Source organism: Priestia sp. 10L35 (assembly GCF_056395685.1).
The window spans coordinates 226,558-252,690 of the sequence record NZ_JBFTKA010000004.1 but is presented as its reverse complement, the minus strand read 5'-3'; the positions used below and the strand labels follow the sequence as shown (position 1 = coordinate 252,690).

The 26,133-nt window shown below is 38.3% G+C and carries 29 protein-coding genes; 17 read left to right on the top strand and 12 right to left on the bottom strand.

Annotated elements, in window-relative coordinates; all coding sequences use genetic code 11:
• Nucleotides 1-20: 20 nt before the first annotated feature.
• Nucleotides 21-716, bottom strand: a complete 696-nt coding sequence (locus AC1DEF_RS16900; protein WP_043979589.1) for a GNAT family N-acetyltransferase — start codon at nucleotides 714-716, stop codon at nucleotides 21-23.
• Nucleotides 717-860: 144 nt separating this feature from the next.
• Here AC1DEF_RS16900 and AC1DEF_RS16895 point away from each other — a divergent pair, with 144 nt between their 5' ends.
• Nucleotides 861-1,646: an SDR family oxidoreductase gene (locus AC1DEF_RS16895; protein WP_097824001.1), complete on the top strand. Its 786-nt coding sequence runs from the start codon at nucleotides 861-863 to the stop codon at nucleotides 1,644-1,646.
• 36 nt (nucleotides 1,647-1,682) lie between these two features.
• Here AC1DEF_RS16895 and AC1DEF_RS16890 read toward each other — a convergent pair whose 3' ends face one another.
• The 5 genes from AC1DEF_RS16890 to AC1DEF_RS16870 all read right to left on the bottom strand — a co-directional run bounded on the left by AC1DEF_RS16890 (nucleotide 1,683) and on the right by AC1DEF_RS16870 (nucleotide 5,039).
• The gene (locus AC1DEF_RS16890; RefSeq protein WP_025749407.1) at nucleotides 1,683-2,294 is read right to left on the bottom strand and encodes a nitroreductase family protein; all 612 of its coding nucleotides are present in this window, start codon (nucleotides 2,292-2,294) and stop codon (nucleotides 1,683-1,685) included.
• A gap of 152 nt (nucleotides 2,295-2,446) precedes the next feature.
• Nucleotides 2,447-3,610 (bottom strand): aminotransferase A, encoded by a 1,164-nt coding sequence (locus AC1DEF_RS16885; protein WP_097824000.1) that lies wholly within the window; start codon nucleotides 3,608-3,610, stop codon nucleotides 2,447-2,449.
• A 96-nt stretch (nucleotides 3,611-3,706) separates the two neighbouring features.
• Complete coding sequence (locus AC1DEF_RS16880; protein WP_013082268.1) at nucleotides 3,707-3,928, bottom strand: IDEAL domain-containing protein; 222 nt, start codon at nucleotides 3,926-3,928, stop codon at nucleotides 3,707-3,709.
• A gap of 203 nt (nucleotides 3,929-4,131) precedes the next feature.
• Nucleotides 4,132-4,326 carry a hypothetical protein gene (locus tag AC1DEF_RS16875; protein WP_013056022.1) on the bottom strand — a complete coding sequence of 65 codons (195 nt, stop codon included), beginning with the start codon at nucleotides 4,324-4,326 and terminating at the stop codon, nucleotides 4,132-4,134.
• A gap of 113 nt (nucleotides 4,327-4,439) precedes the next feature.
• Nucleotides 4,440-5,039, bottom strand: a complete 600-nt coding sequence (locus tag AC1DEF_RS16870) for a TetR/AcrR family transcriptional regulator (protein ID WP_043979581.1) — start codon at nucleotides 5,037-5,039, stop codon at nucleotides 4,440-4,442.
• A 296-nt stretch (nucleotides 5,040-5,335) separates the two neighbouring features.
• Between AC1DEF_RS16870 and AC1DEF_RS16865 the strand changes: the two genes are divergently transcribed.
• Entirely contained in the window at nucleotides 5,336-6,241 is a 906-nt protein-coding gene (locus tag AC1DEF_RS16865) for a chemotaxis protein (RefSeq protein WP_097823999.1), read from the top strand.
• A 49-nt stretch (nucleotides 6,242-6,290) separates the two neighbouring features.
• Here the strand turns inward: AC1DEF_RS16865 and AC1DEF_RS16860 are convergent, their stop codons facing one another.
• Together AC1DEF_RS16860 and AC1DEF_RS16855 are read right to left on the bottom strand one after the other, a co-directional pair.
• Nucleotides 6,291-6,758, bottom strand: coding sequence for a YkyB family protein (locus AC1DEF_RS16860; protein ID WP_013056025.1), 468 nt, complete (start codon nucleotides 6,756-6,758; stop codon nucleotides 6,291-6,293).
• Nucleotides 6,759-7,013: 255 nt separating this feature from the next.
• Nucleotides 7,014-7,526: a L,D-transpeptidase family protein gene (locus AC1DEF_RS16855; RefSeq protein ID WP_016763420.1), complete on the bottom strand. Its 513-nt coding sequence runs from the start codon at nucleotides 7,524-7,526 to the stop codon at nucleotides 7,014-7,016.
• Nucleotides 7,527-7,635: 109 nt separating this feature from the next.
• Here AC1DEF_RS16855 and AC1DEF_RS16850 point away from each other — a divergent pair, with 109 nt between their 5' ends.
• Together AC1DEF_RS16850 and AC1DEF_RS16845 are read left to right on the top strand one after the other, a co-directional pair.
• On the top strand, nucleotides 7,636-9,162 hold the full coding sequence (locus AC1DEF_RS16850; protein WP_097823998.1) for a Ppx/GppA family phosphatase: 1,527 nt from the start codon (nucleotides 7,636-7,638) through the stop codon (nucleotides 9,160-9,162).
• Nucleotides 9,163-9,235: 73 nt separating this feature from the next.
• A complete protein-coding gene (locus AC1DEF_RS16845) occupies nucleotides 9,236-11,359 on the top strand; it encodes an RNA degradosome polyphosphate kinase (protein WP_477727451.1) in 2,124 nt (707 codons plus the stop codon).
• A 41-nt stretch (nucleotides 11,360-11,400) separates the two neighbouring features.
• Here the strand turns inward: AC1DEF_RS16845 and AC1DEF_RS16840 are convergent, their stop codons facing one another.
• Together AC1DEF_RS16840 and AC1DEF_RS16835 are read right to left on the bottom strand one after the other, a co-directional pair.
• Nucleotides 11,401-11,694, bottom strand: coding sequence for a hypothetical protein (locus AC1DEF_RS16840; protein WP_043979576.1), 294 nt, complete (start codon nucleotides 11,692-11,694; stop codon nucleotides 11,401-11,403).
• A gap of 145 nt (nucleotides 11,695-11,839) precedes the next feature.
• A complete protein-coding gene (locus AC1DEF_RS16835) occupies nucleotides 11,840-12,706 on the bottom strand; it encodes a metallophosphoesterase (protein WP_477727450.1) in 867 nt (288 codons plus the stop codon).
• A 171-nt stretch (nucleotides 12,707-12,877) separates the two neighbouring features.
• On the opposite strand from AC1DEF_RS16835, the gene fadH reads away from it, so the two are divergent.
• From fadH to AC1DEF_RS16820, 3 genes are all read left to right on the top strand, one after another.
• On the top strand, nucleotides 12,878-13,642 hold the full coding sequence (fadH, locus tag AC1DEF_RS16830) for a 2,4-dienoyl-CoA reductase (protein ID WP_477727449.1): 765 nt from the start codon (nucleotides 12,878-12,880) through the stop codon (nucleotides 13,640-13,642).
• Between the two features lie 105 nt (nucleotides 13,643-13,747).
• Complete coding sequence (locus tag AC1DEF_RS16825) at nucleotides 13,748-14,959, top strand: EAL domain-containing protein (protein WP_013056032.1); 1,212 nt, start codon at nucleotides 13,748-13,750, stop codon at nucleotides 14,957-14,959.
• Nucleotides 14,960-15,115: 156 nt separating this feature from the next.
• The gene (locus AC1DEF_RS16820; RefSeq protein ID WP_097823996.1) at nucleotides 15,116-15,586 is read left to right on the top strand and encodes a DUF3993 domain-containing protein; all 471 of its coding nucleotides are present in this window, start codon (nucleotides 15,116-15,118) and stop codon (nucleotides 15,584-15,586) included.
• Nucleotides 15,587-15,627: 41 nt separating this feature from the next.
• On the opposite strand, the gene AC1DEF_RS16815 is transcribed toward AC1DEF_RS16820, so the two are convergent.
• Nucleotides 15,628-15,864, bottom strand: a complete 237-nt coding sequence (locus AC1DEF_RS16815) for a glutaredoxin domain-containing protein (protein ID WP_013082278.1) — start codon at nucleotides 15,862-15,864, stop codon at nucleotides 15,628-15,630.
• A gap of 280 nt (nucleotides 15,865-16,144) precedes the next feature.
• Here AC1DEF_RS16815 and AC1DEF_RS16810 point away from each other — a divergent pair, with 280 nt between their 5' ends.
• The 6 genes from AC1DEF_RS16810 (at nucleotide 16,145) to AC1DEF_RS16785 (ending at nucleotide 20,616) form a co-directional block, all read left to right on the top strand.
• Nucleotides 16,145-16,381: a YkuJ family protein gene (locus tag AC1DEF_RS16810; RefSeq protein ID WP_013056035.1), complete on the top strand. Its 237-nt coding sequence runs from the start codon at nucleotides 16,145-16,147 to the stop codon at nucleotides 16,379-16,381.
• Nucleotides 16,382-16,762: 381 nt separating this feature from the next.
• Nucleotides 16,763-17,218 carry a cyclic-di-AMP-binding protein CbpB gene (cbpB, locus tag AC1DEF_RS16805; protein ID WP_013056036.1) on the top strand — a complete coding sequence of 152 codons (456 nt, stop codon included), beginning with the start codon at nucleotides 16,763-16,765 and terminating at the stop codon, nucleotides 17,216-17,218.
• Nucleotides 17,219-17,317: 99 nt separating this feature from the next.
• Nucleotides 17,318-18,196: a LysR family transcriptional regulator gene (locus AC1DEF_RS16800; protein WP_013056037.1), complete on the top strand. Its 879-nt coding sequence runs from the start codon at nucleotides 17,318-17,320 to the stop codon at nucleotides 18,194-18,196.
• Nucleotides 18,197-18,325: 129 nt separating this feature from the next.
• Nucleotides 18,326-19,045 (top strand): 2,3,4,5-tetrahydropyridine-2,6-dicarboxylate N-acetyltransferase, encoded by a 720-nt coding sequence (gene dapD, locus AC1DEF_RS16795; protein ID WP_013082280.1) that lies wholly within the window; start codon nucleotides 18,326-18,328, stop codon nucleotides 19,043-19,045.
• A 141-nt stretch (nucleotides 19,046-19,186) separates the two neighbouring features.
• Entirely contained in the window at nucleotides 19,187-20,314 is a 1,128-nt protein-coding gene (locus AC1DEF_RS16790; protein ID WP_477727448.1) for an N-acetyldiaminopimelate deacetylase, read from the top strand.
• A gap of 56 nt (nucleotides 20,315-20,370) precedes the next feature.
• Complete coding sequence (locus tag AC1DEF_RS16785; RefSeq protein WP_013056040.1) at nucleotides 20,371-20,616, top strand: YkuS family protein; 246 nt, start codon at nucleotides 20,371-20,373, stop codon at nucleotides 20,614-20,616.
• 61 nt (nucleotides 20,617-20,677) lie between these two features.
• On the opposite strand, the gene AC1DEF_RS16780 is transcribed toward AC1DEF_RS16785, so the two are convergent.
• Nucleotides 20,678-21,541 carry a mechanosensitive ion channel family protein gene (locus AC1DEF_RS16780; protein WP_477727447.1) on the bottom strand — a complete coding sequence of 288 codons (864 nt, stop codon included), beginning with the start codon at nucleotides 21,539-21,541 and terminating at the stop codon, nucleotides 20,678-20,680.
• 356 nt (nucleotides 21,542-21,897) lie between these two features.
• Between AC1DEF_RS16780 and AC1DEF_RS16775 the strand changes: the two genes are divergently transcribed.
• From AC1DEF_RS16775 to AC1DEF_RS16760, 4 genes are all read left to right on the top strand, one after another.
• The gene (locus tag AC1DEF_RS16775) at nucleotides 21,898-22,446 is read left to right on the top strand and encodes a peroxiredoxin (RefSeq protein ID WP_014461006.1); all 549 of its coding nucleotides are present in this window, start codon (nucleotides 21,898-21,900) and stop codon (nucleotides 22,444-22,446) included.
• Between the two features lie 102 nt (nucleotides 22,447-22,548).
• The gene (locus tag AC1DEF_RS16770) at nucleotides 22,549-22,995 is read left to right on the top strand and encodes a redoxin domain-containing protein (protein WP_013056043.1); all 447 of its coding nucleotides are present in this window, start codon (nucleotides 22,549-22,551) and stop codon (nucleotides 22,993-22,995) included.
• 187 nt (nucleotides 22,996-23,182) lie between these two features.
• Nucleotides 23,183-24,079, top strand: coding sequence for a phosphogluconate dehydrogenase (NAD(+)-dependent, decarboxylating) (gene gnd, locus AC1DEF_RS16765; RefSeq protein WP_043979562.1), 897 nt, complete (start codon nucleotides 23,183-23,185; stop codon nucleotides 24,077-24,079).
• 306 nt (nucleotides 24,080-24,385) lie between these two features.
• Nucleotides 24,386-26,122 carry an ABC transporter ATP-binding protein gene (locus AC1DEF_RS16760; protein ID WP_097823993.1) on the top strand — a complete coding sequence of 579 codons (1,737 nt, stop codon included), beginning with the start codon at nucleotides 24,386-24,388 and terminating at the stop codon, nucleotides 26,120-26,122.
• The last annotated feature ends 11 nt before the right edge of the window (nucleotides 26,123-26,133 follow it).

Here is a 26,133-nt window from a genome sequence, read left to right as displayed (position 1 = left end):
TGGTTCGTTTTTCACTTGGGCTAAAATATTTTTGTCCCAGCCTCTTTTTGAATAGCCGTATAAAATGGATTTTTCCATTCCATTAGTACAGCGTAGTTGTGTGAATCTTCATCTTCAATATAGTTTGCTGCGAGACCAATAGGCGATCTGCCACAGCGCATTAAAAAGGTCATAACCGGGTCGTAGAGAGTTCCAGCTGATACAAGGTTCATGTATTCAACGGGCGTGTACAAGGAAGACACTGATACGTATCCAGGGATGCGGCACCCGCCAAGCAGCCTTTCTAACTTGTAATGAATCACAACTTCATATAAAGACTGCAAAAGCAGCTTCCCAAGCCCCATCGATCGATGCGAAGGAGTGACGCATACGTCCACTACATAAAGCGTATTACCAGAAGGGTCGTGCGTATGAATATATCCGCTTCCTGTTACTTCATCCCATGTGTGAGCCTCATTTCCTTCCACTGAAACAATCGCGCTTGTGATAGATCCGCATATTGTCCCGTCTATCTCCACGCATAGCGCTCCATCCGGAAAAAGGGACACATGGTTATTTAACTGATCTTTGCTCCATAATAATTCAGAAGGGAAAGGAGGGGGAAAGCTTTCTTCTTGAATCCGAATCAACTCATCGAAGTCATTTGATGTATAGGATCGTACCGTACATGTTACAGGCTTATTTTGATGAAAGACAAAGCATTGCTTTTTATACACTGCTTTTTTGCCTCCTTTAAGTAATAATTTTCAGATAATTAAGTATACCATATGGAAAAAAGAAATTATTTCATATTTATTGAAGAATTTGACGAGAACGTGATAAAGTTAAAAAGATTCGAACTATTAGACGAGGTGAAAGAAATGGATGTTGAATTAAAAGGAAAAACAGCGCTTGTATTTGCGGCGAGCCAAGGGCTTGGCAAAGCGATTGCTGCCAGGCTCGCAGAAGAAGGCGCAAACGTTATGATTGCAAGTCGTTCAGAAGAGAAACTAATCCAAGTAGCGGAAGAGATTTCATACCTTGGAAGCGGACAAGTGTTACATAAAACGGCAGATGTCACGAAAACTCAAGATATTCAAGATGTTATTCAATATACAGTAGATACGTTTGGAACCATTGATATTTTAATTAATAATACAGGAGGTCCTAAAGCAGGGAACTTCCTTTCGTTAACAGATGATGATTGGAAGCATGCATTTGAGTTAAATCTCCTCAGTTATATTCGTATCATTCGTGAGGTAGTGCCCGTTATGAAAAAGAGCGGAGGACGTATTGTCAATATTGCTTCTTCTTCCATTAAAGAGCCAATTGCTGGACTTATTCTGTCAAATACCTTCCGTACAGGAATCGTGGGGCTTACCAAAACACTTGCTTCAGAACTAGCAGAGGACGGTATCTTAATTAACACGGTTGCGCCAGGAAGAATTGCAACAGACCGAGTGAAAGAGCTAGATACTACTCGTGCTGAAAAACTGGGAGTAGACGTTTCAGAAATTGAAGAAGAGATGAGAAAACAAATTCCTCTTAAACGCTACGGTCAGCCTGAAGAGTTTGCAAAAGCCGTTGCTTTCTTTGTCTCGGGAGCGAATTCATATATGACAGGCCAGTCGTTTCTAATCGACGGAGGCATGGTGAAATCCATTTAGTTACATAGAAAAACCCTGCAGCCGCAGGGTTTTTTGTTAAATCCAAGTTGTAACTTGATCCAGTGGTAAACGGTCGCTAGCGTGTGCTTCTTTAGCCGCTTTTCCAACTGAGATAAGCATAACCGGAATGTATCGATCCTCAATTTTAAATTCTTCTACAAATTTTTGAGCGTTAAATCCGCCCATTGAGCAAGTGTCTAATCCTTTTGCTTTTGCTGCAAGCATGAATGTCATAGATGCAAGAGAAGCATTCGTAAACGCTGCATCGCGGGCGAAAGCACCGTTTTTATAAGCGCCGTTAATTTGTCCTGACAAAATATTTTTTACGTCTTCTGTCATGTGACCTGCTTCGACTAGTGGGTTGTACACGTCATCTACATTTTTATTGGCTTCTAAATCACCTAAGACAGCTACTACAGCGCCTGCTTCTGTAATTTGTTTTTGGTTGTAAGCAATTGGAAGTAGACGTTCTTTCGCATCTTGGTCTGTAATAACAACGAAATGCCAGTGCTGTAAGTTCCAAGCTGATGGTGACTTCACTGTTGCTTCTAAAAGTTCCGTTAATTCTTCTTTGCTTAATTTAGCTGAAGAGTCATATTCTCGAATCGATGTACGTTCATTTACCACATCAAAAAAATCTTTTGTCATAATAAAAACCTCCGTTAAAAGTATGTATTTCTTTAGTGAATCGATGCACATTTTATAATGATACACTATTGAAGTCAATTTATATGCTTCTAGTATACCCGCTCTTGTGTGCTGTCACTCACAAAAAAATGCATACACTTCTTACCATCGGCTTAGCGTGATTGACGAGATGTAAGATAAGCTTCAATTCGATCACAGGCTTCACGCAGCGTGTTCATGGAATACGCATACGACAGGCGTACATATCCTTCACCGTGGGAAGAAAAAGCGCTGCCGGGTACTAGTGCAACACCTGCTTCTTTTACTAACTCCAGGGCAAAATCAAATGAATTGCTGTGGAAGTTCTGAATAGAAGGGAAGATATAAAAAGCACCCGTCGGCTTTTCTACGTCAAATCCCATGTTTACTAATCGGTCATACACATAATTCAGCCTTTGTTCGTATTCTTTTTTCATATCCACCGCATCGTTTTTACCTGCTGTCAGTGCCTCGAGTGCAGCTGCTTGAGAGACAGAAGAAGCACAGCTCACGTTGTATTGATGAACTTTTAAAATATGTTTGGCTAAATAAGAAGGAGCAAATAAAAGGCCAATTCGCCAGCCTGTCATAGAATGAGACTTTGATACTCCGTTAATAACAATTGTTTTCTCTCTCATAGAGGAAATGGAGGCAATGGACTGATGTTTTTTATCAAAAACGAGCTCGCTGTATATTTCATCAGATAGTACAAAAATATTTTTATCGCTTAAAAGAGCGGCAATTTCTTCTAATTCTTGCCGTGACAACGTCACGCCTGTAGGGTTAGACGGATAAGGTAAGATGACGCATCTTGTTTTAGATGTCAGATGTTGTTGGATTAAATCCGCTGTTAGTCGAAATCCTGTTGTGGTTGTATCAATATGTACAGGTTTAGCGCCGTTTAACCGGATAAGCGGTTCGTATCCTGGGTAAACAGGTCCAGGTAAAATAACTTCAGAATCTTCTTCTAAAATGGTGCGAAGAGCAATGTCAATTGCTTGACTAGCTCCAATGGTCACAATCACTTCATCCGCTGGGTTATAGTGCAAGTCATATTTTTCTTTGACAAACTGAGCTGCTGCCTCGCGCAGTTCTATTGTTCCAGCATTGTGGGTATAAGAAGTTTGGTTACCATCAATTGCAGATTTTGCCGCTTCTTTTACATGCTGTGGTGTTAAGAAGTCAGGTTGTCCAATTGTGAGGGATAAAACATCTTGGTATTGTGAGACCATATTATAAAATGTACGTATTCCTGATAGTTCAATTTCTTTGACACGTTTATTGATTAAGTGCTCCATGGTTTCAAATCCTTCCGCGTATTTTCAACTCATTTTATCACAATGAAAATAGGTAAAAAACCACTATTTGCGCATTTTGCAAATAGTGGTTTTAAGTTAGGCGTTATATAGCTTATTATAAGCAGTTGTTAGTTCATAAAATTGTTCTTCGTCTCTGTTATCTAACGCATCGTCGATAAGAGATTTCAAATGCTGTTTATTAAAGTTTGTACTCATAGTCGTTAAAATACGATCAGCTTCTTTCGCGTAATAGTGTTGGTAAGGTGTGTACTGAGATGAGTGAGGATAGTGATTCATATTTTTTCGATAAGAACTCATAACATAAACCTCCTTTTTTAAAATAAAACGCAGCTTCTATTACTTGAAATGTACCCTTTCTATATAGTTGTTAACCCTGTTTTTAGCTGCGAATGTGCTGAGGTATGTGTTAGGAAATCAGAGATTCCTCGCTTCACGTTCAATTCTAGATTCAAAATAATAAGCGCATAAAAAGACCTGCATATATATGCAGGTCTTGTATATTAGTCAGTGTGTATTTGGCCTTCACGCCAATAAACGGGAGAAACGTAGCCAAAATCAACTTCATGATCGTCCAATGTTACAACGCAGTGATCAGAGCCTTCTTGTTCTTTAATATCTTGATATACAGCTTCTTCTACGTTTTCAATAATGGTCATTTCATTATCGTCATTAAAAAGAATGACGGAGCCTTTCATATTACGAACACCTTCTTTTAAGATTATTCATTCACTTTGTGTAGTATAAACCGTTTTGGCTGTAGAGTCCACAGCTATCTTCGATTTCTTGTTAAAAATTTGTGAACAGGCTTTTAGGAATGAATAAGAAACCCTCTAAATAGAAGAGTAACCGACTTGTCTATTCTTTCTTGAAGGGTAGCAGAGTCGGGTTGGTTGGTACACCAGTAAAGAAGTGTGCCAAAAAAATTAAGTATAGCAATAGAAGCCATTTCTTCGGCAGGGATATCGACTATAAGTTCACCTCGGTCTTGTCCTGTTTGAAAAACTTTTGTAAAATGAGCACGCATTTTTTCAATTTGAAGAATTTCGGATTGTTGAAAGGAACTGTTGGTAATAGCAATATGAAACCAAGAACGGATTAGGTGAGGGTTCGCTTCTTCGTTTGATTGTGCTAGTAATAAAAACAGTTGTTTAACAATGGCAGCAGTTGGTTCTTCTGTTTGAAGGAGCTGTTCTAATTTGTAGGAGATACGGTTTGTAAAATTAATTCCAAGGTAGTGAAGAACTTCTTCTTTTGTTTTGAAGTAATTAAAAAATGTTCCCTTTGCTACACCCGCTTCATGGGTAATTTGAGACACAGTCGTTTTTTGATATCCCTGCTGTTGGAATAAAGAGATAGCGGCTTTTTGGATGCGTTTTTTTGTTTCTTCTTTTTGTAATCCTCTGTTCATAAATTACACCTCGTTCGAATAGGAGTAGTCGTTTGACTCAAGTTCATAAGCTAGTATAGAGAAGTAAAGTAGAGCAATTAAAAAACTGAGCAGAGGATGAGACAAAAGGGATCGATGCTCATGTTTTTATATAGTATATAATATTCTGTTAATTCGTAAAACAATATTTTATGTATATGTTTTAGGGAAAAAGGATAACAAAATAAGAAAATTTTTCTTTACGGATATAAGAGGCGGTCACTATAATGGGAAATATGGACTATTAGATAAGCAGGTGAGATGAGAGGAGTAAGTATATGAATCCAGATAAAGGAATACTGTTGGAAAGTGGTACAAACGAACTGGAAATTGTCGAATTTGAGATAGGAAATGTTTGGTTTGGCATTAATGTAGTAAAAGTTAGAGAGATTATTAATCCCGTATCTATTACACCTGTTCCCAATGCGCATTCTTACATAGAAGGTATTATAGAGCTAAGAGGGGAAGTACTTCCTGTTGTTGACATAGCAAAAGCGTTAAAAATGGAACCTTCAAATAAGCCGGAAAAAGATAAGTTAATTGTTACAGAGTTCAATCAGCAAAAAATTGTCTTTCATACCCATGCAGTGACGCAAATTCACCGTATTTCTTGGAAAGAAATTGAGAAGCCTTCAGATTTGTATCAAGGTTTGGAAACGCAGATTACTGGAGTGGTAAAATTAAACGGTCAAATGATTCTGCTGTTAGACTTTGAAAAGCTGATTTCTGACGTGAACCCTGATGCGGGTATTAATCAGTCGAAAATCAAAAAGCTAGGGGCTAGGGAACGCTCTAATAAAAAGATTGTCGTGGCTGAAGACTCACCGCTGCTGCGCCGAATGATTGAAGATACTCTTGCACAAGCAGGTTATGAGAACACGGAATTTTTTGAGAACGGTGAGGAAGCGTGGAACTATCTGAGCTCAGTGATCGATGAAGGTGTGGAAATCAGTGATCAAGTCCAGCTGCTTATTACAGATATAGAAATGCCGCAAATGGATGGGCATCATTTAACTAAAAAAGTGAAAGAAAATCCTCAGCTTTCTATACTTCCAGTCATTATCTTCTCTTCTCTTATCACAGAAGATTTACGTCACAAGGGAAAGATGGTAGGAGCGGAAGGACAAGTAAGTAAGCCGGAAATCGGAGAGCTTGTTGAGTTGATCGATCTCTATATTTTGTAGGATCACAAAAAAGTGCCTGAAAGCAGATTGCTCCACTTCAGGCACTTTTTTAAAAATAACTTTTACCCAGCGGTTTAAACACAGGTGCTTGCCGTTTTCTTGGAGTCGAAACAGGGCTTTTAGCCGGCTGTACGAGATGACCCGTATATTTAGATAATAAGCGCTTCGCATAAGATAATGACATAGTCGTTTTGGGATTTCGATACTGATGGTTTAAATGGCCGAGGTGTGATAACTCTTTGAAGTCTTCTTTCTTTGGAGGCATATGGAAAAAGTAGTCTCCAACTGATACAAGTACATCTGATTTTTGTTGACTTTTACCAGGGTTTGGCGAAAAGTGAAGTCCTTCTTTTTTGGCTTTTCCTTCTAAAATTAGTTGATCTAATGCAATTTTCTTTAACGTATATAACTGCTTAGGATCAGGAGCAGCTTTTGCGTGACGATTTACAGTGAAAATAGCTTGTGCAATCTCAGATACAGACGGGGTCAAAGAGCCTTGTCCATTTGCTTGAGACATACGTTCACTCCCTTTCTATCATATCAGCTGTTCAACCTATAAGGTGAAAGCTGATACGTTCATTATAGCGTGTCTTGTCCCATTTGAAAATAATTACACGAAGAAGTATTTTGGTAATTAATGAAATTTCCTATGTATAGGGTTTGTTTTGTTACGCTTCCTTATACAAGTAAAGTGGAACAGCACGCCATACTTTTTATTTTAAAAAAAATGCTGTTCCCACAGTTAAACCATCATTGATTAGTAAATCCCGAACTATTGAGCCATTCGTCGAGAAGGTCGAATATAAACACCAGTCCCATTTGGCACAATTTGAGCTAGCTCATTTACTTGGGCATTATACATGCGAATGCATCCTTTGGATACGGCTTTTCCAATAGAACTTGGATCATTTGTTCCGTGAATGCCATATGACTTTTTAGACAAGCTTAGCCACATTGTGCCAAAAGGCCCCCCGGGGTTTGGCTCCCGGTTAACGATAACAAAGTCTCCAGTAGGGGTTGCGCTCAGCATTTTTCCTGCTGCAATGGGATAGACTTTTTGTATGATATTATTTCTTCGTAATTCAAGCTGCTTTTCAGCAATAAACACGTGGATCGTGTAAGGAATGAGCTCTTTATCAGGGAGGTTTGGAATGATGATTACTTGCCCAGGCTTCAGCGTACTATGGCTTACAAAAGGATTAGCCATCCACAGATCTTCAACCGGAGTCCGGTAGTCACCTGAAACGCTTTGCCAGGTTTCACCGCGCTTTACTATATATCTCATTAACTTCGCTCCTTTGATATATGACTATGTTGTAACAGTATACGGTTGAAAAAAGTAAAAGTGACTTTTGTGAGCATAAAGTTATTTTGAAAAAGGTGTTGAAATTACATTGACTTATAAACATGGACTGATTGATATAGGTTCAAATACGATACGCCTTGTTATTTATGAATACAAAAAAGGCAGAGGATTTAAGCAAATTGAAAACGTGAAAGTAGCTGCACGGCTTCGAAATTATTTAAGTAAAGAAGGAGTGTTAACGGCTAAAGGAATATATACCTTGCTTGATACGCTTAAAACATTTGGAGTTATTATCAAGCATCAGCAGCTGCCGCACGTTACCTGTGTGGCCACAGCTACCATCCGTCAAGCGGCTAATGCAAAAGAAGTTCTAGCGCTTGTAAAAAAAGAAACGGGCTTTTCTATTCAACTATTGTCTGAAGATGAAGAAGCGTATTACGGCTTTGTTGCCGTTATTCATTCCACTTCGATCGAAGAAGCCATTACAATTGACATTGGCGGGGGAAGTACGGAAGTTACGTATTTTCGCAATCGGGAGTTAGTGCAGTACCACAGCTTTCCGTTCGGTGCCTTATCTCTGCGTCTGCAGTTCGTCAAAGGCAATATTCCCACTGCAGAAGAAAAAGTAAAAATCCGCGATTTCGTGATCCGGCATTTCCATACTGTTCCGTGGATTTTAAATCGCCAAGTTCCGATTGTAGCAATTGGAGGAAGTGCAAGAGGTATGGTGCAGGTGCATCAAGGTTTTATCCACTATCCTCTCGCCGGATTGCATCAATATGAAATGAACTTAGCTGATATATTGCATGTGAAATCTGCTATAGGCTCATTGTCTTATCACAATCTTCAAAAGCTAGACCGCTTGTCAAAAGATCGTGCGGATACAATTTTGCCAGCGATTGAAGTATTTCAATTATTATATGAAACAGTCAACGCGACTCGCTTCATCTTAAGCCGCAAAGGCTTAAGAGAAGGGGTGTTATTTAAGGAAGCGTCTGATGCTAATATCCAGCCAATGTACCCGGATGTCATACAGCAAAGTTTTCAAGAAATAATGGAAGAGTTTGAAGTAAATAAAGATTATGTCAAACAGCTTACCCGCACAGCTATTATGATGTTTCAGCATCTTAAGGAGCAGGGAACGGTTGATTTAAAAGAGGATGACTTAGCGCTTCTTATAAAAGCTGCGCAAGTGTATGATATAGGAGAGTATATTGATGCCGAATCAAGCAGCCAGCATACGTTTTATGTGCTTGCTAATCGTACAATCGATGGAATTTCACATAGAGAACGTTTAAAGCTGGCACTTGTTTCTTCATATAAAGGAAAGTCTTCTTTTAGGCAATATGTTGCTCCTTTTAAAAAGTGGTTAACAAAAGAAGAACAAAAAAAAGTCCAGCTGCTCGGTGCGGTTTTAAAAATAGCTGACGGTTTACATGCAACAAAGCGAAATGTTATTCAACATATTGACATGAAAAGCGATGAAAACACAGTTACGATTAAACTATTATGTACAAAAAACTTTCGTCCTGAACAATATCAGGCTGAAAAACAGAAAAAGCATCTAGAAAAAGTAGTGAAAAAAAATATTGTTCTTGAATTTGCTAAGCTTTAGAATAACGCTGAATCGGTTAGAATATTCAGTATAGCTAACTAGATTAAATCCATTATCCTGGAAGGTGAGGCTAATGTTAGAAAGTAATCGCACTTATAGGCAAACCATACAAGTGGCTGATTCAGCTTATTACAATAATCGTGAATTGAGCTGGCTGGCTTTTAACAAGCGGGTGCTGGAAGAAGCAGTAGATACGAAAAACCCTTTGCTTGAGCGGTTTAAATTTCTAGGAATTTTCAGTTCAAATTTAGATGAGTTTTTTATGATTCGGGTAGCCGGATTAAAAGATCAAGTGAAAGCTGGATTTAGCAAACCTGAAAACAAAGCAGGCTTAACTCCTAAGCAGCAGCTATTTTCTATCTCTAAACAAAACCACGATCTAGTCAAGCAGCAGTATGAGACGTATATTCATACACTTCTTCCCGAATTACAGAAATACGGCGTGGAAATCATTGCGGTTGAAAAGTTGGAGAAATCAAATCTAGATACGCTTGAACAGTATTTTGACGAGCAAATCTTTCCCGTATTAACTCCTATGGCTATTGATACCTACCGGCCGTTTCCTATGTTGATGAATAAAAGCTTGAACTTAGCAGTCGTCCTTTCAGAAAATTTAAATGATGAGCAGCAAATTGCTGAAATAAAAGGAAGGCTAGCTATCGTTCAAGTACCTTCGATGCTAACGCGCTACATTGAAATAGCCACATCAGATTCTACCCGTCTATTTGTATTGCTAGAGGATGTGATTGCCTATTTTATTAAGAAGTTGTTTAAGGGATATCGCGTTTCTTCCGTTTCTCAATTTCGAATTACCCGCAACGCAGATATGACTATTCACGAAGAAGACGCTCAAGATTTACTAAAAGAAATTGAAGAAGAGTTACAGAAGCGAAAATGGGGAGCGGCTGTTCGTCTTGAGATTAAGAGTCCATATGATCAGGGTGTACTAGCGTATTTAGAGTCAGTACTTGAAATTGACGATGAAGATGTGTATGAGATCGAAGGACAGCTGGATTTAACCAGTTTATTTTCGTTTTATAGATTACTTAAATCTACGCATGAAGAGTTGGCTGAAAAAGCCTTTATTCCTAAGCTTACAACAGAGTTACACCCGGATCAAAATATTTTCGATCAAATGATTCAAAGAGATATTTTGCTTCACCATCCTTATGAATCGTTTAAGCCGGTACTCGATTTTGTTAACGGTGCAGCAGACGATGAAAATGTGCTTGCTATTAAGCAAACGTTATACAGGGTAAGCGGAGATTCTCCCGTTATTAAAGCATTAAAACGAGCGGCTGCAAAAGGTAAGCAAGTGACGGTACTAGTTGAACTAAAAGCGAGGTTTGATGAAGAGAATAATGTGCAATGGGCTAAAGAGCTAGAGCGGGCAGGGTGTCACGTGATATATGGAATGACACATTTAAAAACGCATGGTAAAATTACGCTCGTGGTGAGAAGAGAAGGAGAGCATATTAAACGGTTTGTTCATCTTGGTACTGGGAATTACAACGATGCCACAGCAAAGATCTATACGGATATAAGTCTTTTTACTGTCAACCGAAACATCGGGATAGATGCGGCCAATTTTTTTAATTACTTAAGTGGCTATACGCAAAAACTAGTATATCATCATTTATCCGTTGCACCATTTGATATAAGAAATGATTTTTTGTATCTCATTGATCAGGAAATCCATTATCATAGACGGTATGGCAATGGAAAAATCATTGGGAAAATGAACTCATTGACGGATAAAATTTTAATTATGAAGCTATATGAAGCTTCTATAGCTGGTGTGACAATCGAACTCATTGTTAGAGGAGCGTGCTGCTTGCGCCCTCAAATTCAAGGCGTTAGCGAGAATATAAGAGTAAGAAGCATTGTCGGACGATTTTTAGAGCATAGCCGAATCTATTATTTTCATCATAATAAACAGGAAAAGTTTTTCTTTTCATCTGCAGATATGATGACAAGAAATATGGTGAAACGAGTAGAAATTTTATTTCCTATCTTGGATACATATTTGAAAAAAAAAGTGTGGAAGTGGCTTGAAGTTATGCTTGCTGATAATGTAAAAGCACGAGAACAAGACCAAGAAGGGAATTATCATTACGTCATAAAAAAAGACCATGAGCTCTCTATTAATAGTCAAGAGATTTTTTGTCAATATGCTCTTTGCGACAATCAAGAATAACATGACTAAAAAGCCGAGTGCTCGGCTTTTTAGTCATGTTATTATCTAGGGATGGGACCAACAGGACCGTATCCAGGTCCGTAGTATGTGTTATAAACAGGAGCACCGCCTCCATAGCCGGCACCAGGGAAGCCTCCTCCAGGAAATCCACCGCCGTAAAACGGAACTGGATAAGGATAAGGTGGTGGACAGCACCCAGGTCTGCCTCCAAAACCGCCAACAGCTAGTCCGCCAAGCAGCCCACCAGCTAAGCCAGCAACAAAAGGAAATCCAAAAAAGCGCTCGTCACCATTTGGAATATTACGATATCCTGTATAGGGATATTGATAGTACATAATTTAACCTCCTTGTCAGTTGTCTTTGTAGTGTATGGCTGAACGGAAGTTTTTGAGCCTGGTTTATTTCTGTAAGACTAGAATTAGGCGGTCATGATCAGCTAAAAAAAGACAATCAACATAAAAACGCCCCGTAAGGGCGTTTTTATGTTGATTGCAGGGTGAAAAGCGTAATTTCAGGCGTAGCTAAAAAACGAAAAGGAATGCGAGTGGTTCCTAAGCCTCTATTCACATAAAGCTTCATTTTAGAATCTCCAACTTCGTACATTCCTTCAGGGTAAACCGTCCCAAAGGGCGGTGTAATCAAAGGACCGTAAAAAGGAATTTGAATTTGGCCTCCATGACTATGGCCGGAGAGCTGAAGATCTACTGGAAAAGGAGCTGCTTTGACAGCAACGTCCGGTTCATGAATCATAGCAATAGAAAAAATATCCGGCTGTAATTGCCCTAGCGTTCCTTCATATTGTGGATTCCCAAGCATAATATCATCGAGTCCACAAATATGAATGTAGCTTTTATCAGCCATGGATACCGTGTCAACTTCATTTACTAAAAGTCTAAATCCTGCGTCTTCAATGGCTTGTTTATAGATATTTGTTCCATATCCTCCGTGATCATGGTTACCATATATAGCATATTTTCCAAGAGGAGCCTGAAGCCTCTGTAAAATCGGGGGAATTCTTTCTGGATGCGGGTATTCATTAGGTACATCCATTAAATCTCCGGTAAATAATATAATAGTAGGCTTCAAATTATTTATGGTCACCATAAGCTGTTCTAGTTGTAATAAATCATAAGAGAGTCCAAGATGAATATCACTAAATTGTAAAATTTTTATTCCGTTAAAGCTTTTCGGAATATTTTTAGAAGTAATTGTATGACGAACAATTTGCAGACGTCTAGGCTCAATATATTTGGCATATGTATACCCAAAAGACGTGGTGAGCAAAGACCCTAACGAAATAGACGCTAGTCCTTTCAAAAAAGATCGTCTTGTATACGTCTTTTTCATGCAAAATCAACCTATTCCTTATAGTTTTCAAGTTTTCATTATAGCATTGTTTTTTTTATCATCACAACGAGAAGCCTGCTTTTAAGTTAAATGGATAAAAATTTCACTTTATTCAGAAAAAATAGTAAAATGATAGTTGTAAAACACTTATGTTTTGGGGAGGAAGATACATTGAAGAACAAGGTCGTAATTGTTACTGGCGGTTCAAGTGGAATGGGAAAACATATGGCAAAGCGATTTGCAGAACAAGGTGCTCATGTGGTAATCACAGGTAGATCAGCCGATCGATTACAAGAGACAGAAAATGAAATTAAAACGTTTGATGGACAGGTACTTTCAGTGGTGATGGATGTACGCAATCCAGAAGATGTGGAACGAATGGTTCAAGAAACGGACAAGGCATTTGGCCAAATTGATTTTTTAGTTAATAATGCTGCAGGCAATTTTATATGTGCAGCTGAAGACTTATCCATTAACGGATGGAACAGCGTAATTAATATCGTATTAAATGGTACATTTTATTGCAGTTCTGCAGTAGGGAAATATTGGATCAATAAAGGCACAAAAGGGGCCATTACAAACATTGTGGCTACATATGCCTGGAACGCAGGAGCAGGTGTTATTCATTCAGCTTGTGCCAAGTCAGGAGTTTTAACCATGACGCGCACGCTCGCAGTAGAGTGGGGGAAGAAATATGGTATACGGGTAAATGCGATTGCACCAGGGCCGATCGAGCGAACAGGAGGAGCCGATAAATTATTTGAGTCAAAAAAAATGAAAGCGCGTACATTAAATTCTGTACCATTAGGACGCCTTGGAACTCCTGAGGAAATAGCAGGATTAGCTAGTTTCTTATTCTCCGATGAAGCGTCTTATATCAATGGGGAATGCATTACAATGGACGGGGGACAGTGGCTAAATCAGCATCCTTTTTAAGTTTGTATACGCACTAAAAAGTACAAAGCAATCCGAGAAGGACTAGCAAAATTATGCTATTCGTATTATACTAACGTAAAGTGAACAAGGAGAGGGGAGAGTTGAGTGGACCCGTTAGATGTATTAACAAACATAGAGAAAACTCTTCCGTATTATCAAGCAATTTTTAGTGCAGATGGACATAGAGTAATTGGCTATGAAGTGTTGGCGAGGTTTCAAAATGAAGGGGAAATTGAAAGTCTCGGCCCATTCTTTCATGATGATGCGATTCCGGATGAATATCGCATAGAAGTTGATTATGCTGTTTTAACACAAGCGCTCGAGCATATGTTGACCCAGGAAGAACAATTTTTAATTTTTATTAATCAGAACCCTAATTTATTAATGAACGATCATGGAGAATCCTTGCTAGAATTATTGCAACTTTTCGAAAATAAAGGATTATCGCTTGATCGAATTGTTCTCGAAATTACAGAACACAATTTTAGTGGAGATTTGGAATCACTTCAACACTTACTAAAGTATTATCAAACATATGGTATTAAGATTGCAATTGATAATATAGGAAAAGAAAGTAGTAATCTAGACAGGATTGGGTTGCTTTCACCAGATATCTTAAAAGTAGATTTACATATTCTGAGACAAACGGACATGGCGCAGTCGTATCAAGACGTATTGTATTCTTTATCTCTGTTAGCAAGAAAAATGGGTGCTACGCTTCTATACGAAGATATAGAAGCCTCCTATCAGCTGCAATATGCATGGAGAAACGGAGGCAGGTATTTTCAAGGTTATTATTTACATAAGCCGGCTGCTGAACTTGTCGATCCGAACATCTTAAAGGATAAACTAAAGGAACGTTTTGAAATGTATATCGCTCACGAAAAGAAAAAGCTGCTTGCTGTTTACCAGCTGACAGAACGCTTTCAAGATAAAATGCAGCAGGTAATGACAAAGTGCAGAAAGCTAGAAACGTATGACGATATGCTGCCTGTTATTGCAGAAGAACTATCCAACGTGTGTTTTCGTCTTTACATCTGCGATGAAAACGGATTTCAAAAGTCTTCTAACTATGTAAAGAAAAACGAGGATTGGATTCTTGAACCTGAATATGTAAAGAAAAATTGGAGCTGGCGCCCATATTTCCTTGAGAATATTATTCGAATGAGCTATGAAAAAAAAGGCATATTATCAGATTTGTATAATGATATTGAAACAGGTGAGAATATCCGGACTTTTTCGTATCCGATTGATAATATGCACTATATATTCCTTGATATTTCATATTCTTTTTTATACGAAAGAGACGTTTTGTAGAGAATAAATAAGTTGAAGTTAAACCGGCAACCAGCAAAAGTGGTTGCCGGTTTTTTATGTTTTTTTAGAGGAGAACGACAGTCGGTTGTAGGGATATGCATAGGCAGGGGAATTTTCGGAATTCTAATAAAAAAGAAGTTAAGGAGCTGATTTAATTTGAATAAAATATGCTTACTTGTCTTTTTGCTGATTGTCTTGTACTCAGGAAAATCTGTTCATGCAGAAGTATCAGGAGAGATTAGGCATGAAATCTTTATAAATTTGCAGGACGCTTATCAGGCTCAGCTAAGAGCTGCGTCTGCTCATACTAATCAAGACGCTGTTCGTGAGCTGAAATTGTTTTTAGATGATGAGTATGCATCTGTGTTTTTTAATGAGGCTCTCTTACAAAAAGCTCAAGGGTATGTCGGAGAGGGACCTGAATATTTAACACACTACATCCCTTTCTTTTCTTTTGATGAACAAACGAAGGTAGCTCTTCATTCCGACCAAAACAAAGCTTATGTCTATCAATTTTTTCCGGCTGTGCATAATGAACGGGTAAAATACCAAGATCATTACGAAATGATCACGTTAGTAAAAAAACAAGGGAAATGGAAAGTGCAAAAGTTTATATATAGTAAGTAACACTCAAAATAGCCGAGGAAAGCTTATTTTGAGTGTTTCTGTTACCCGATGTTAAGAAGCTTCTCAAGCGCTTGAAGGTCAAATCCTCTGATAATTTCCTGGTCAATACGAATGGTCGGAGTGGAATAAGACTCTAACTCAGTAGTCATTCGTTTTCGAGCAGAAGCATCTTTAGATACGTCAAATTCTTTATAGGAAACGTGATGATGCTGTAAAAACTGTTTAACAATTTCGCAAGGTGGGCAAGCTGGTTGTGTGTACAACTCTATAGATCTCAATGAAAGCACCTCCCTATATTAAAATGAATGGTGTTAAAGTAGAATGAAGTTTTGTATGATACATAGTATATCGCTATGTTATTATAATAAAAAACGACATATATCGCTATAATAAGGCATTTTCTTATGAAAAATCACGTAAAGTACTTGTGTTTTTTTAGTATGTGGCATATAGTGAAATGGTGTCTTTTAAGTATTAGTTTAGATAACGTATTTATTTGAATTGATATTGTAGAAAAGTCGAATGCGTAATGATGTAATAGGTGAAAGGAGAGATTATATGTCACAATTACAAGGTATTTTAACTCGTCTTGTGAATCTCCGTGAGCAAGCAAGTGGAAGTGAAGCGCCACAACGCTTCTTCGAAGTAGAGGGAAAAAGAATTTGCAGCGTGAAATATCATGCAAAAACTGAAACATACGAACTTGAAGTATATCAAGATGGTGAAAAGCCAGCCGTTTATCAATTTGATAACGTTGATATGATTGCAATTGAAATTTTTGAACTTATTCATTAAGGGATAAAGCAAAACGAATGCCGCAAAGGATTTTATACTTTGCGGTATTTTTTTGTTACTGCGTATGGAGTTTTTGCGGTGGCTTCCGCCCTATTTTCCCGAGAAATATCGACAAAGTGATAGCGGATTTTCTGATAAATAGAAGGAACGGGTCGAATGCTGTAAAAAAATCAAAATAAAAAATTCAGATAATTATGAACTTTCGTTGACACTTGTTTTAAAAAAATCTAGACTTAACATATAAGGGAGAACATCGAGTGTGTCTGCTTCTATTCCCTCTTAAAGGTTCGCATTTACGTAGCAAGCTATTTTCATTTTGTAGCTTGTTCTTTTTCTCTTTACACACGTGGAAGTTATGAGAAATGGAAGGAGAATGTATAAATGATTGATATTGATCACAATCAGTTAAATCAAATTGAACTTCGAGATTTGCTTGTCACTTCTGATAAAGTTGCTCATGTCCAAGTGGGAAATAATTTAGAACATGCTTTGCTTGTGTTAACAAAGACTGGCTATACGTCCATTCCCGTATTAAATCCAAGGTTCCAGCTGCAGGGGTTCGTGAGTATGACGCTTATTTTAGATTCGATTTTAGGGTTAAAGCGCATTGAATTTGAACGATTAGAAACCATGAAAGTAGAAGAAGTTATGAATCAAAATGTTCCTCGTGTCTCCATGAAAAAATCCGTATTAAAAGTCATAAATGCCATGATTAACCATCCTTTTTTGTGCGTAGAGAATGAAGATGGCATTTTTGAAGGGATTTTAACACGAAGAAATTTGTTAAAGTCATTAAGAAGGCAGTCCATCATTCTCCCGAAAGAGTCATTTCAATAATTTTTTTAAGAAATCGTGTTTCAGCCTATCTTTCTCCGTTTTTTTCTTATATGATAAAGGTAAAATGAAAGTAAAAAGAGGCTTGAAAGGAATAACTGAATGCAATTAATAGAATGTCGAATGCTCGTTGTATTAGCTCAAGAATTAAATATGAGAAAAGCTGCAGAGAGATTATTTGTATCGCAACCAGCTTTATCACAGAGGCTGCAAACCATTGAAAAAGCATGGGATACACAAATCTTCATTCGTTCGCAAAAAGGACTGTCATTAACGCCTGCTGGAGAAAAGATTGTTCAATTTGCAAAAGAAGTGGTAGAAAAAGAAGATCGGGTTCGTGAGGACTTGCATCATTTAGATAATGAGGTATATGGTACACTCAAATTAGCGGTGGCTTCGATTATTGGACAGCACTGGCTGCCGGCGGTGTTAAAACGCTATATGGATCGTTACCCACATGCTAAAATCTCTCTTGTAACCGGCTGGAGCAGTGAAATGCTTCGCTATCTGTACGAAGATGAGGTACATATTGGAATCATACGCGGAAATCCGGATTGGAAAGGTGTCAAAGAACATTTGTTTACAGATCCTCTTTACCTAGTCGATTCAGAAATTGAAAGGGCAGCAGAAGTAGTAAATACTCATCGACCATTTATTCAATTTAAAAGTGACTCAACGTATTATCAAGAAATTTTAGAATGGTGGCATCGAGAGTTTCATACTACACCGAAGCGTACGATTGTAGTGGATCAGATTGAGACGTGTAAGCAAATGGCTTTAAATGGTCTTGGCTTCGCTATTTTACCATCGATTGCTATTAAAGAAGCTGGAAGCCATATTCACCGGACGCCGCTTCTGAAAGCAAATGGAGAGCCAATTACGCGAGACACTTCTTTAGTTGGATACGAATCAGCGTTTAAACTGAAGCAAGTTCGAGCATTTGTTGATATTGTACGTGAATATGTAAGAGAAACGGTTTAAAGCGAGCCTAGATGCTCGCTTTTTTTATTTGCAATCGTTATCTTTTTATTAAAACGATAATGATGCTTGTCATTGTGAAAGCATTTTGTTACATTAAATGAGACATTGCTTACTTAGGAGGAATACATAATGAAAATGATGGATGCTAATGAGATTATCTCATTTATTCAAAACAGCACAAAATCAACACCGGTAAAAGTTTACGTAAAAGGTGAAGTAGAAGGAATTGACTTTGGTTCATCTTCTAAAACATTCGTAACGGGCAACACAGGTGTAGTATTTGGTGAATGGAAAGAAATCAAAGCTGCTATTGAAGCAAACGAAGGAAAAATTGAAGACTACGTAATTGAAAATGATCGCCGCAACTCTGCGATTCCTTTATTAGATATGAAAGGAATTAAAGCTCGTATTGAGCCAGGCGCTATTATTCGCGATCAAGTTGAAATCGGAGACAACGCTGTTATTATGATGGGTGCATCTATTAACATCGGTTCCGTAATCGGTGAAGGAACAATGATCGACATGAACGTAGTACTTGGTGGTCGTGCAACAGTAGGTAAAAACTGTCATATCGGCGCAGGTTCTGTATTAGCTGGTGTTATTGAGCCACCTTCTGCAAAACCAGTTGTAGTAGAAGATGATGTGGTAATCGGTGCTAATGCTGTTGTTCTTGAAGGTGTAACAGTAGGTAAAGGTGCCGTAGTTGCTGCAGGTGCAATTGTGGTAGAAGATGTAGCTCCTTACACAGTAGTAGCAGGTACGCCGGCTCGCGTTATTAAAGAAATTGACGAAAAAACAAAGTCTAAAACAGAAATCAAGCAAGAATTGCGTCAATTAAACGAAGAATAAGAAAAACGATCAGTTTACGCTTTTTCTTTGCTGAATTAATATTTAGCGATTGGGATACTGAATCCTTAAACGTATCATATGGACAAGTTGGAAGCGTGGGCAACCACGCTTTCTTCTTTATTTCGTGAGGAGGACATACACATGGCTGAAAATGAATTTGTGAAAATAAGAAGAGAGCTACATAAAATTCCTGAATTAGGGTTTCAAGAGGTGAAAACACAGCGTTTTTTGCTTGATTATATTAACACTCTTCCGCAAGAGCGCTTAGAAGTAAAGACGTGGAAAACAGGACTCTTTGTTAAAGTACATGGTACAAACCCAACTAAAACAATAGGCTACCGAGCAGATATTGACGGTCTTCCTATCACGGAAGAAACGAATTATTCTTTTCAATCACAGCATGAAGGACTCATGCATGCCTGCGGACATGATATGCATATGGCCATTGGGCTAGGTGTACTGACTTACTTTGCTCAGCATGAAATTAAAGATAATGTACTGTTCATCTTTCAACCTGCAGAAGAAGGTCCAGGAGGAGCACAGCCGATGCTCCAAAGCGATATCATGAAAGAGTGGCTTCCAGATTTCATCTTCGCCCTTCACGTAGCTCCTGAATATCCGGTTGGGTCGATTGCACTGAAGGAAGGGTTACTATTTGCTAACACGTCTGAGCTATTTATTGATTTAAAAGGAAAAGGCGGGCATGCTGCTTATCCACATACAACAAATGATATGGTAGTTGCTGCATGTCAGCTCGTTTCACAGCTTCAAACTATTGTTGCTCGCAACGTTGATCCGCTAGACAGCGCTGTAATTACAGTAGGGAAAATTCAAGGCGGGACGGTTCAAAATATTATTGCGGAGCGAGCTCGCATAGAAGGAACCATTCGCACGCTATCTCCTGAATCAATGACGCGTGTTAAAGAACGAATTGAAGCGATTGTTAAAGGAGTAGAAGTAGGGTATCAGTGTGAAACAGCCATTGATTATGGTTGTATGTATCATCAAGTATATAATCACCATGAAGTCACGCGAGAGTTTATGGAATTTGCCAAAGAACAAACAGACGTGGATGTCATTGAGTGCAAAGAAGCAATGACAGGAGAAGATTTTGGCTATATGCTAAAAGATATTCCTGGATTTATGTTTTGGCTTGGTGTTCAGTCTGAATATGGGCTTCATCATGCAAAGCTGCAGCCTCATGAAGGCGCAATAGATACTGCGATTTCACTTATTACAAAATATTTTGAACATAAAGGCAATCAATAAATCGTATAATCATTTTTCCTTATGGCTAAATTAATACCATGAGGAGGTGGGCAACGATGGCACGAATTGGTGTAGAATACGGTTTAACAGATGTACAGGCTGCACTTCAGCAGCTCGGACATGAAGTGGTACAATTACGCAACGAAAGTGATGCACAAGGGTGCGATTGCTGTGTTGTAACAGGACAGGATTCAAACGTAATGGGGATTTCTGATGCAGTAACGCAAGGCTCAGTTATTACAGCTAGCGGATTAACAGCAGAAGAAATTTGTCAGCAAGTAGGCAACAAGGTACAAGGATAAAAGAAAGCCGCAAGGTACAAGGATAAAAGAAAGCCGAAGGAATAAATCCTTCGGCTATTTTTTATGCATGCTGAGGCTGCTTGGCATCTTCAGGCTGCTTTTTATCAATATTTACTTGATGAGGGAACGGAATATCAATACCGTTTGCGTCAAACGTTTCTTTAAATTCTTTGCGAAGCTGACGTTCAACCCCCCACTGTTCACCGTTTTTAGCTTTGCCAACTACACGAAGCACAACGTCCGATGCGCCTAAACCTTGAACTCCTATCACGCTTGGTCCTTCTACAATGTTTTCATTTGTTGCAGCAACGCGCTCGCATACTTTTTCTAGTACGGAAATTGCTTTGTCAATATCATCATCATACGAAATGCCAATATCAATCAACGCGCGCATATTGCCTCGGGAATGATTACTTAAGCTTGTAATTTCACGGTTAGGCACATAGTGCAAAGTTCCATCAAATCCGCGAATTTGAGTAGTGCGAAGACCTACTGATTCGACAATTCCTGAAAAACTTCCGGTTGTTACATAGTCGTCAACATCCAGCTGTTTTTCAAGAAGTAAAAAGAAACCTGTTACAACGTCGCTAACCAGTCCTTGAGCACCGAACCCGATTGCTAGACCCACAACTCCGGCACCAGCTAATAGAGCTGTGGCATGGATATTTACTGCTTCAAGCAGCATAACGACAAAAATAAAAATAAGTACATATGAAAACACATTAACGGTTAAACTTTTGAGTGTGAGCATGCGTCCGCGCGTAGTATTTTCGCGCTCACTCATTTTTTCAAAGGAACGCTCAATAACTTTTTTACCAATTGCTCGTACAAGTAAAAATACAATGGTGATGGCAATAAGTTTTAACACAATAACTCCAGCATTGGTAAGAAGCTGTTCCCAGTTGATATCTTGCATCTTAAACATTCGTTGTTCATCCTTCCTATGTTCTGTTTCAATATTAATAAGTGGGAATGTATTCTGTGGAAAAGATTTTGTAAGAGTATGAGCACATTTGTTTATTCCCGATATTAGACATGCTAAACTGAGAAGGTAAATAAATGCAACCCTTTTATAGCATTTTTTTGCTGAAGTCAGGGTTTAATTTGCCCGAAAGGCGGGCATAACAACTATGTTACCATTATAAGATGTTGTTTAAATTCATTCTTAATTAATATTGACTAAAAAAACAATATCCATTATAATGAAAACCGTTATAACAGTACATAAGTGAGAATGTTTTATACATTTTCTCATTTAATAATTATTTGGAGGGATCATGTATGCCAGAACGTATGGTAGGTAAACAAGCTCCACGCTTTGAAATGGAAGCTGTATTATCAAACAAAGAATTCGGTAAAGTTAGCTTAGAAGAAAATATTAAAAATGACAAATGGACAGTATTATTCTTCTATCCAATGGACTTTACATTTGTATGTCCAACAGAAATCACTGCACTTTCTGACCGTTATGATGAGTTTGAAGATCTTGACGCAGAAGTAATCGGTGTTTCTACAGACACAATCCATACACACTTAGCTTGGATCAACACTGATCGTAAAGATAATGGTTTAGGTGATCTTAAATATCCATTAGCAGCTGATACAAATCACGTTGTTTCTCGTGAGTACGGCGTTTTAATTGAAGAAGAAGGTGTAGCACTTCGCGGTTTATTCATCATCAGCCCAGAAGGCGAATTACAATATTCAGTTGTAAACCACAACAATATTGGCCGTGACGTTGATGAAACTTTACGTGTTCTTCAAGCGTTACAAACTGGCGGACTTTGCCCAGCTAACTGGAAACCAGGTCAAGCTACTTTAAACGCGTAAGCACAACGTTTAAAAGGTCTAACGTCCACGTTAGGCCTTTTTTTCATCGGATAATAAAGAACATATAGTCAATAATAGTGAAAATAAGGGAGGCTTTTATTCATGAAATTACGTCAGCCAATGCCTGAGTTAACGGGCGCTACAGAATGGTTAAACGGAGAGGTTACAAAAGAGCAGCTAATCGGCGAAAAGCCAACGCTTATTCATTTTTGGTCAGTAAGCTGTCATTTATGTAAAGAAGCAATGCCTCAAGTAAATGAATTTCGCGACCAATACAAAGATCAATTAAACGTAGTAGCAGTTCATATGCCGCGCTCTGAAGATGATTTAGACTTATCAAAAATTAAAGAAGTAGCAGCAGAACATGATATTACGCAGCCAATTTTTGTAGACAGTGAGCATAAATTAACGGATGCATTTGAAAATCAATATGTACCGGCATATTATGTATTTGACAAAACAGGTCAGCTACGCCACTTCCAAGCTGGTGGAAGCGGTATGAAAATGCTTGAAAAGCGCGTGAATCGTGTATTAGGCGAGAACGAATAAATACAGGCAGTTGTAACAGGTGAAAAGCATTCGATGCTTAGTAGAACTTGCATCGAATGTTTTTCTTTTTTGTGTGTAGGAAGTAACTGATAAAGGAAATATAAAAATGTGGATTTTTTCTTGTGAGTTTACACCATACTAACACTAACAACATGATACGAAACTTACTATTGGAGGTAATTTACATATGAAATTAGGTATGATTGGCTTAGGGAAAATGGGAGCAAACTTAGTATTGAATTTACTAGATCATAACCATTCTGTAGTAGCATTCGATGTGAACAACGAAGCCGTACAGAAAGTATCAGAAAAGGGAGCAGAAGGCGCTTCTTCCATTAAAGAATTAGTGAGCAAATTAGAAAAACCACGCATTGCTTGGGTCATGGTTCCGGCTGGAGAGCTCACAGAAAAAGTAATTTCTGAGCTCCAAGAACTGCTTGAAGAAGGAGATATGATTATTGAAGGCGGTAATTCCAAGTATAAAGATTCTGTACGACGTGCTGCAGCTTCTGCTGAAAAAGGAATTCACTACTTTGATGTTGGAACAAGCGGCGGAATGGAAGGTGCCCGAAACGGTGCTTGTATGATGATTGGGGGAGATAAAGAAGCATTTGCTACAATCGAACCTATTTTCCGCGACATTAACGTAGAAAACGGCTATCTCTATTCAGGTGTAGCAGGAAGCGGCCACTTCTTGAAAATGGTTCATAACGGAATTGAGTACGGCATGATGCAAGCAATTGCTGAAGGTTTTGATGTGTTAGAGAAAAGTGAATTTGACTATGACTATGAAGCTGTAGCCCGCGTATGGAATAATGGCTCTGTTATTCGCTCATGGTTAATCGAATTAATGGAACGTGCATTTTCAAAAGATGCAAAACTTGACAGTATTAAAGGAGTTATGCATTCTTCCGGTGAAGGAAAATGGACGGTTGAATCCGCTCTAGATTTACAAGTGCCAACGCCAGTTATTGCTCTATCGTTAATGATGCGCTATCGCTCACTTGAAGACGATACGTTTACAGGTAAAGTAGTTGCCGCTCTTCGCAATGAGTTCGGCGGACATGCAGTAGAAAAACAATAAAAAAAGAGGCTGGAACAAACGTATTTTAGACGAATCGAAAAATGAACCATTGATCAACATGTTTGATTAGTGGTTCATTTTTTTGTTATGGTGAATAATTTCGTCAGTGTAGATCTTTCTAGCAGTTCAACTCATGTATTCCATTTGTTCGTCTTTATATTGAATTCATTTAGTTATATCCCACCCTCTTTTTTATGACTATTTACCTTTTTTTGAAAAAATATCTAAAAATTATGGTAAATTATTTCGGGAACCGATATATTTAAATATGTGTGCCGCATTTTAGCTAAAGGAAGGACGGGGTATATGGAAACGTTTAAAAAACTAAAAGATTTTTATTTACCGTACCGAATGTACTTTTTTTATTCTGCTATTTGCTTGTTGTTTGTAACCTCCATCACTGTGATTTACCCTATTGTGCTGCAATATACGATTGATCATATTGTGTTAGGAAAACAATATCAGCTAGTCGATAATGTAGCATTTATTTTTATTGGGCTAATGATTGTCAAAGGAATCTTTACATATATTCAGCAATATTACGGCGACTTATTTGGAATTAAGTCCGTGTATACTCTTCGCAATAAACTTTACCGCAAACTTCAGTATTTACCGTTTTCTTACTATGACAATGCTAAAACAGGGGACTTGATGTCCAGGTTGACAGCTGATGTAGAAGGATTTCGTTTTTTTCTATCTTTTGGCTTCTCAGAATTAATTCGCTTCGTTATTTTACTTATTGCCAGCTTTTCCGTTATGTTCTATTACTCTATTTCACTAACTCTTGTCACAATCTGTCTGCTGCCTTTTTTAGGGGTAGCTGTTTATCGTTTTGATAAACGCGTTCATCCAGCGTTTCGCTTAATTCGCCAATCGTTTGGGGAGCTCAATACAAATGTCCAAGAAAATATAAGCGGTATACAAACGGTCAAGTCATTATCAAGAGAAAAATTTCAAACATCTAAATTTAACGACTCCAACGGAGTTTATAAAAATCGAAACATTGAAACCGCGAATGTGTGGGCAACTTATTTCCCCTTAATGGAGTTTATAGGAAACTTATCTATTGTTGGTCTCCTTGCGTACGGAGGAGCGCTTGTTATGAACGGAAGTGTACGTCCGGGAGAGCTTGTTGCTTTCTTTAGCTTAACCTCTTATTTAATGTGGCCTATTATGAATTTAGGGTTTGTTATCAATATGTTTTCACAGTCTAAAGCTTCAGGTGAAAGGCTGCTGGAAATTTTAGAAGAAGAAGAAAAAGTCCATGAGCATGCCGGAAGTTTCTCTATTAATGGAACGGTCGAGTTTCAACATGTTAGCTTATCCTATCCAAACGAAGAAAAAAAGTCGCTTGAGAACATATCTTTTTCTGCTTCTAAAGGAAAAGTAGTAGGTTTAATCGGAGCAACTGGAGCCGGAAAAACAAGCTTAACCCAGCTGCTCACGAGGTTTTACGAACCGACTTCAGGACAAATCTTAGTTAACCATCGTCCGATTAAAGAGTATCCGCTCTCCGTTCTTCGGAAAGAAATTGGTTTTGTACTTCAAGAAACCTTTTTGTTCTCAAGCAGTATAGGAACCAACATTTCCTATGGTGTGCCGGGTATTTCTAGAGAAGACATTATTGATGCTGCAAAACGAGCGCAGGCGCATGACTTTATTATGGAGCTTCCGGATGGGTATGACACGATGCTGGGAGAGAGAGGACTGGGGTTATCAGGCGGACAAAAGCAGCGCATCGCGATTGCACGAGCGCTTATCTTAAACCCTAGCATCTTAGTATTAGATGATGCCACGAGTGCTGTTGATATGAAAACAGAAAGAGAAATTCAATTGGCTTTAAAAGAAGTGATGAAAAATCGTACTACGTTTATTATCGCACACCGCCTTTCTTCTTTGCGACATGCCGATGAAATCTTAGTCTTGTATGAAGGTCAAATAAAAGAGAGAGGAAGCCATAAAACGCTCATTCAAAAGGAAGGGATTTATAAAAATATTTATGACATTCAATATGAAAGCAATACGTCAGTGATGAACGTATAACAAGGGAGGAA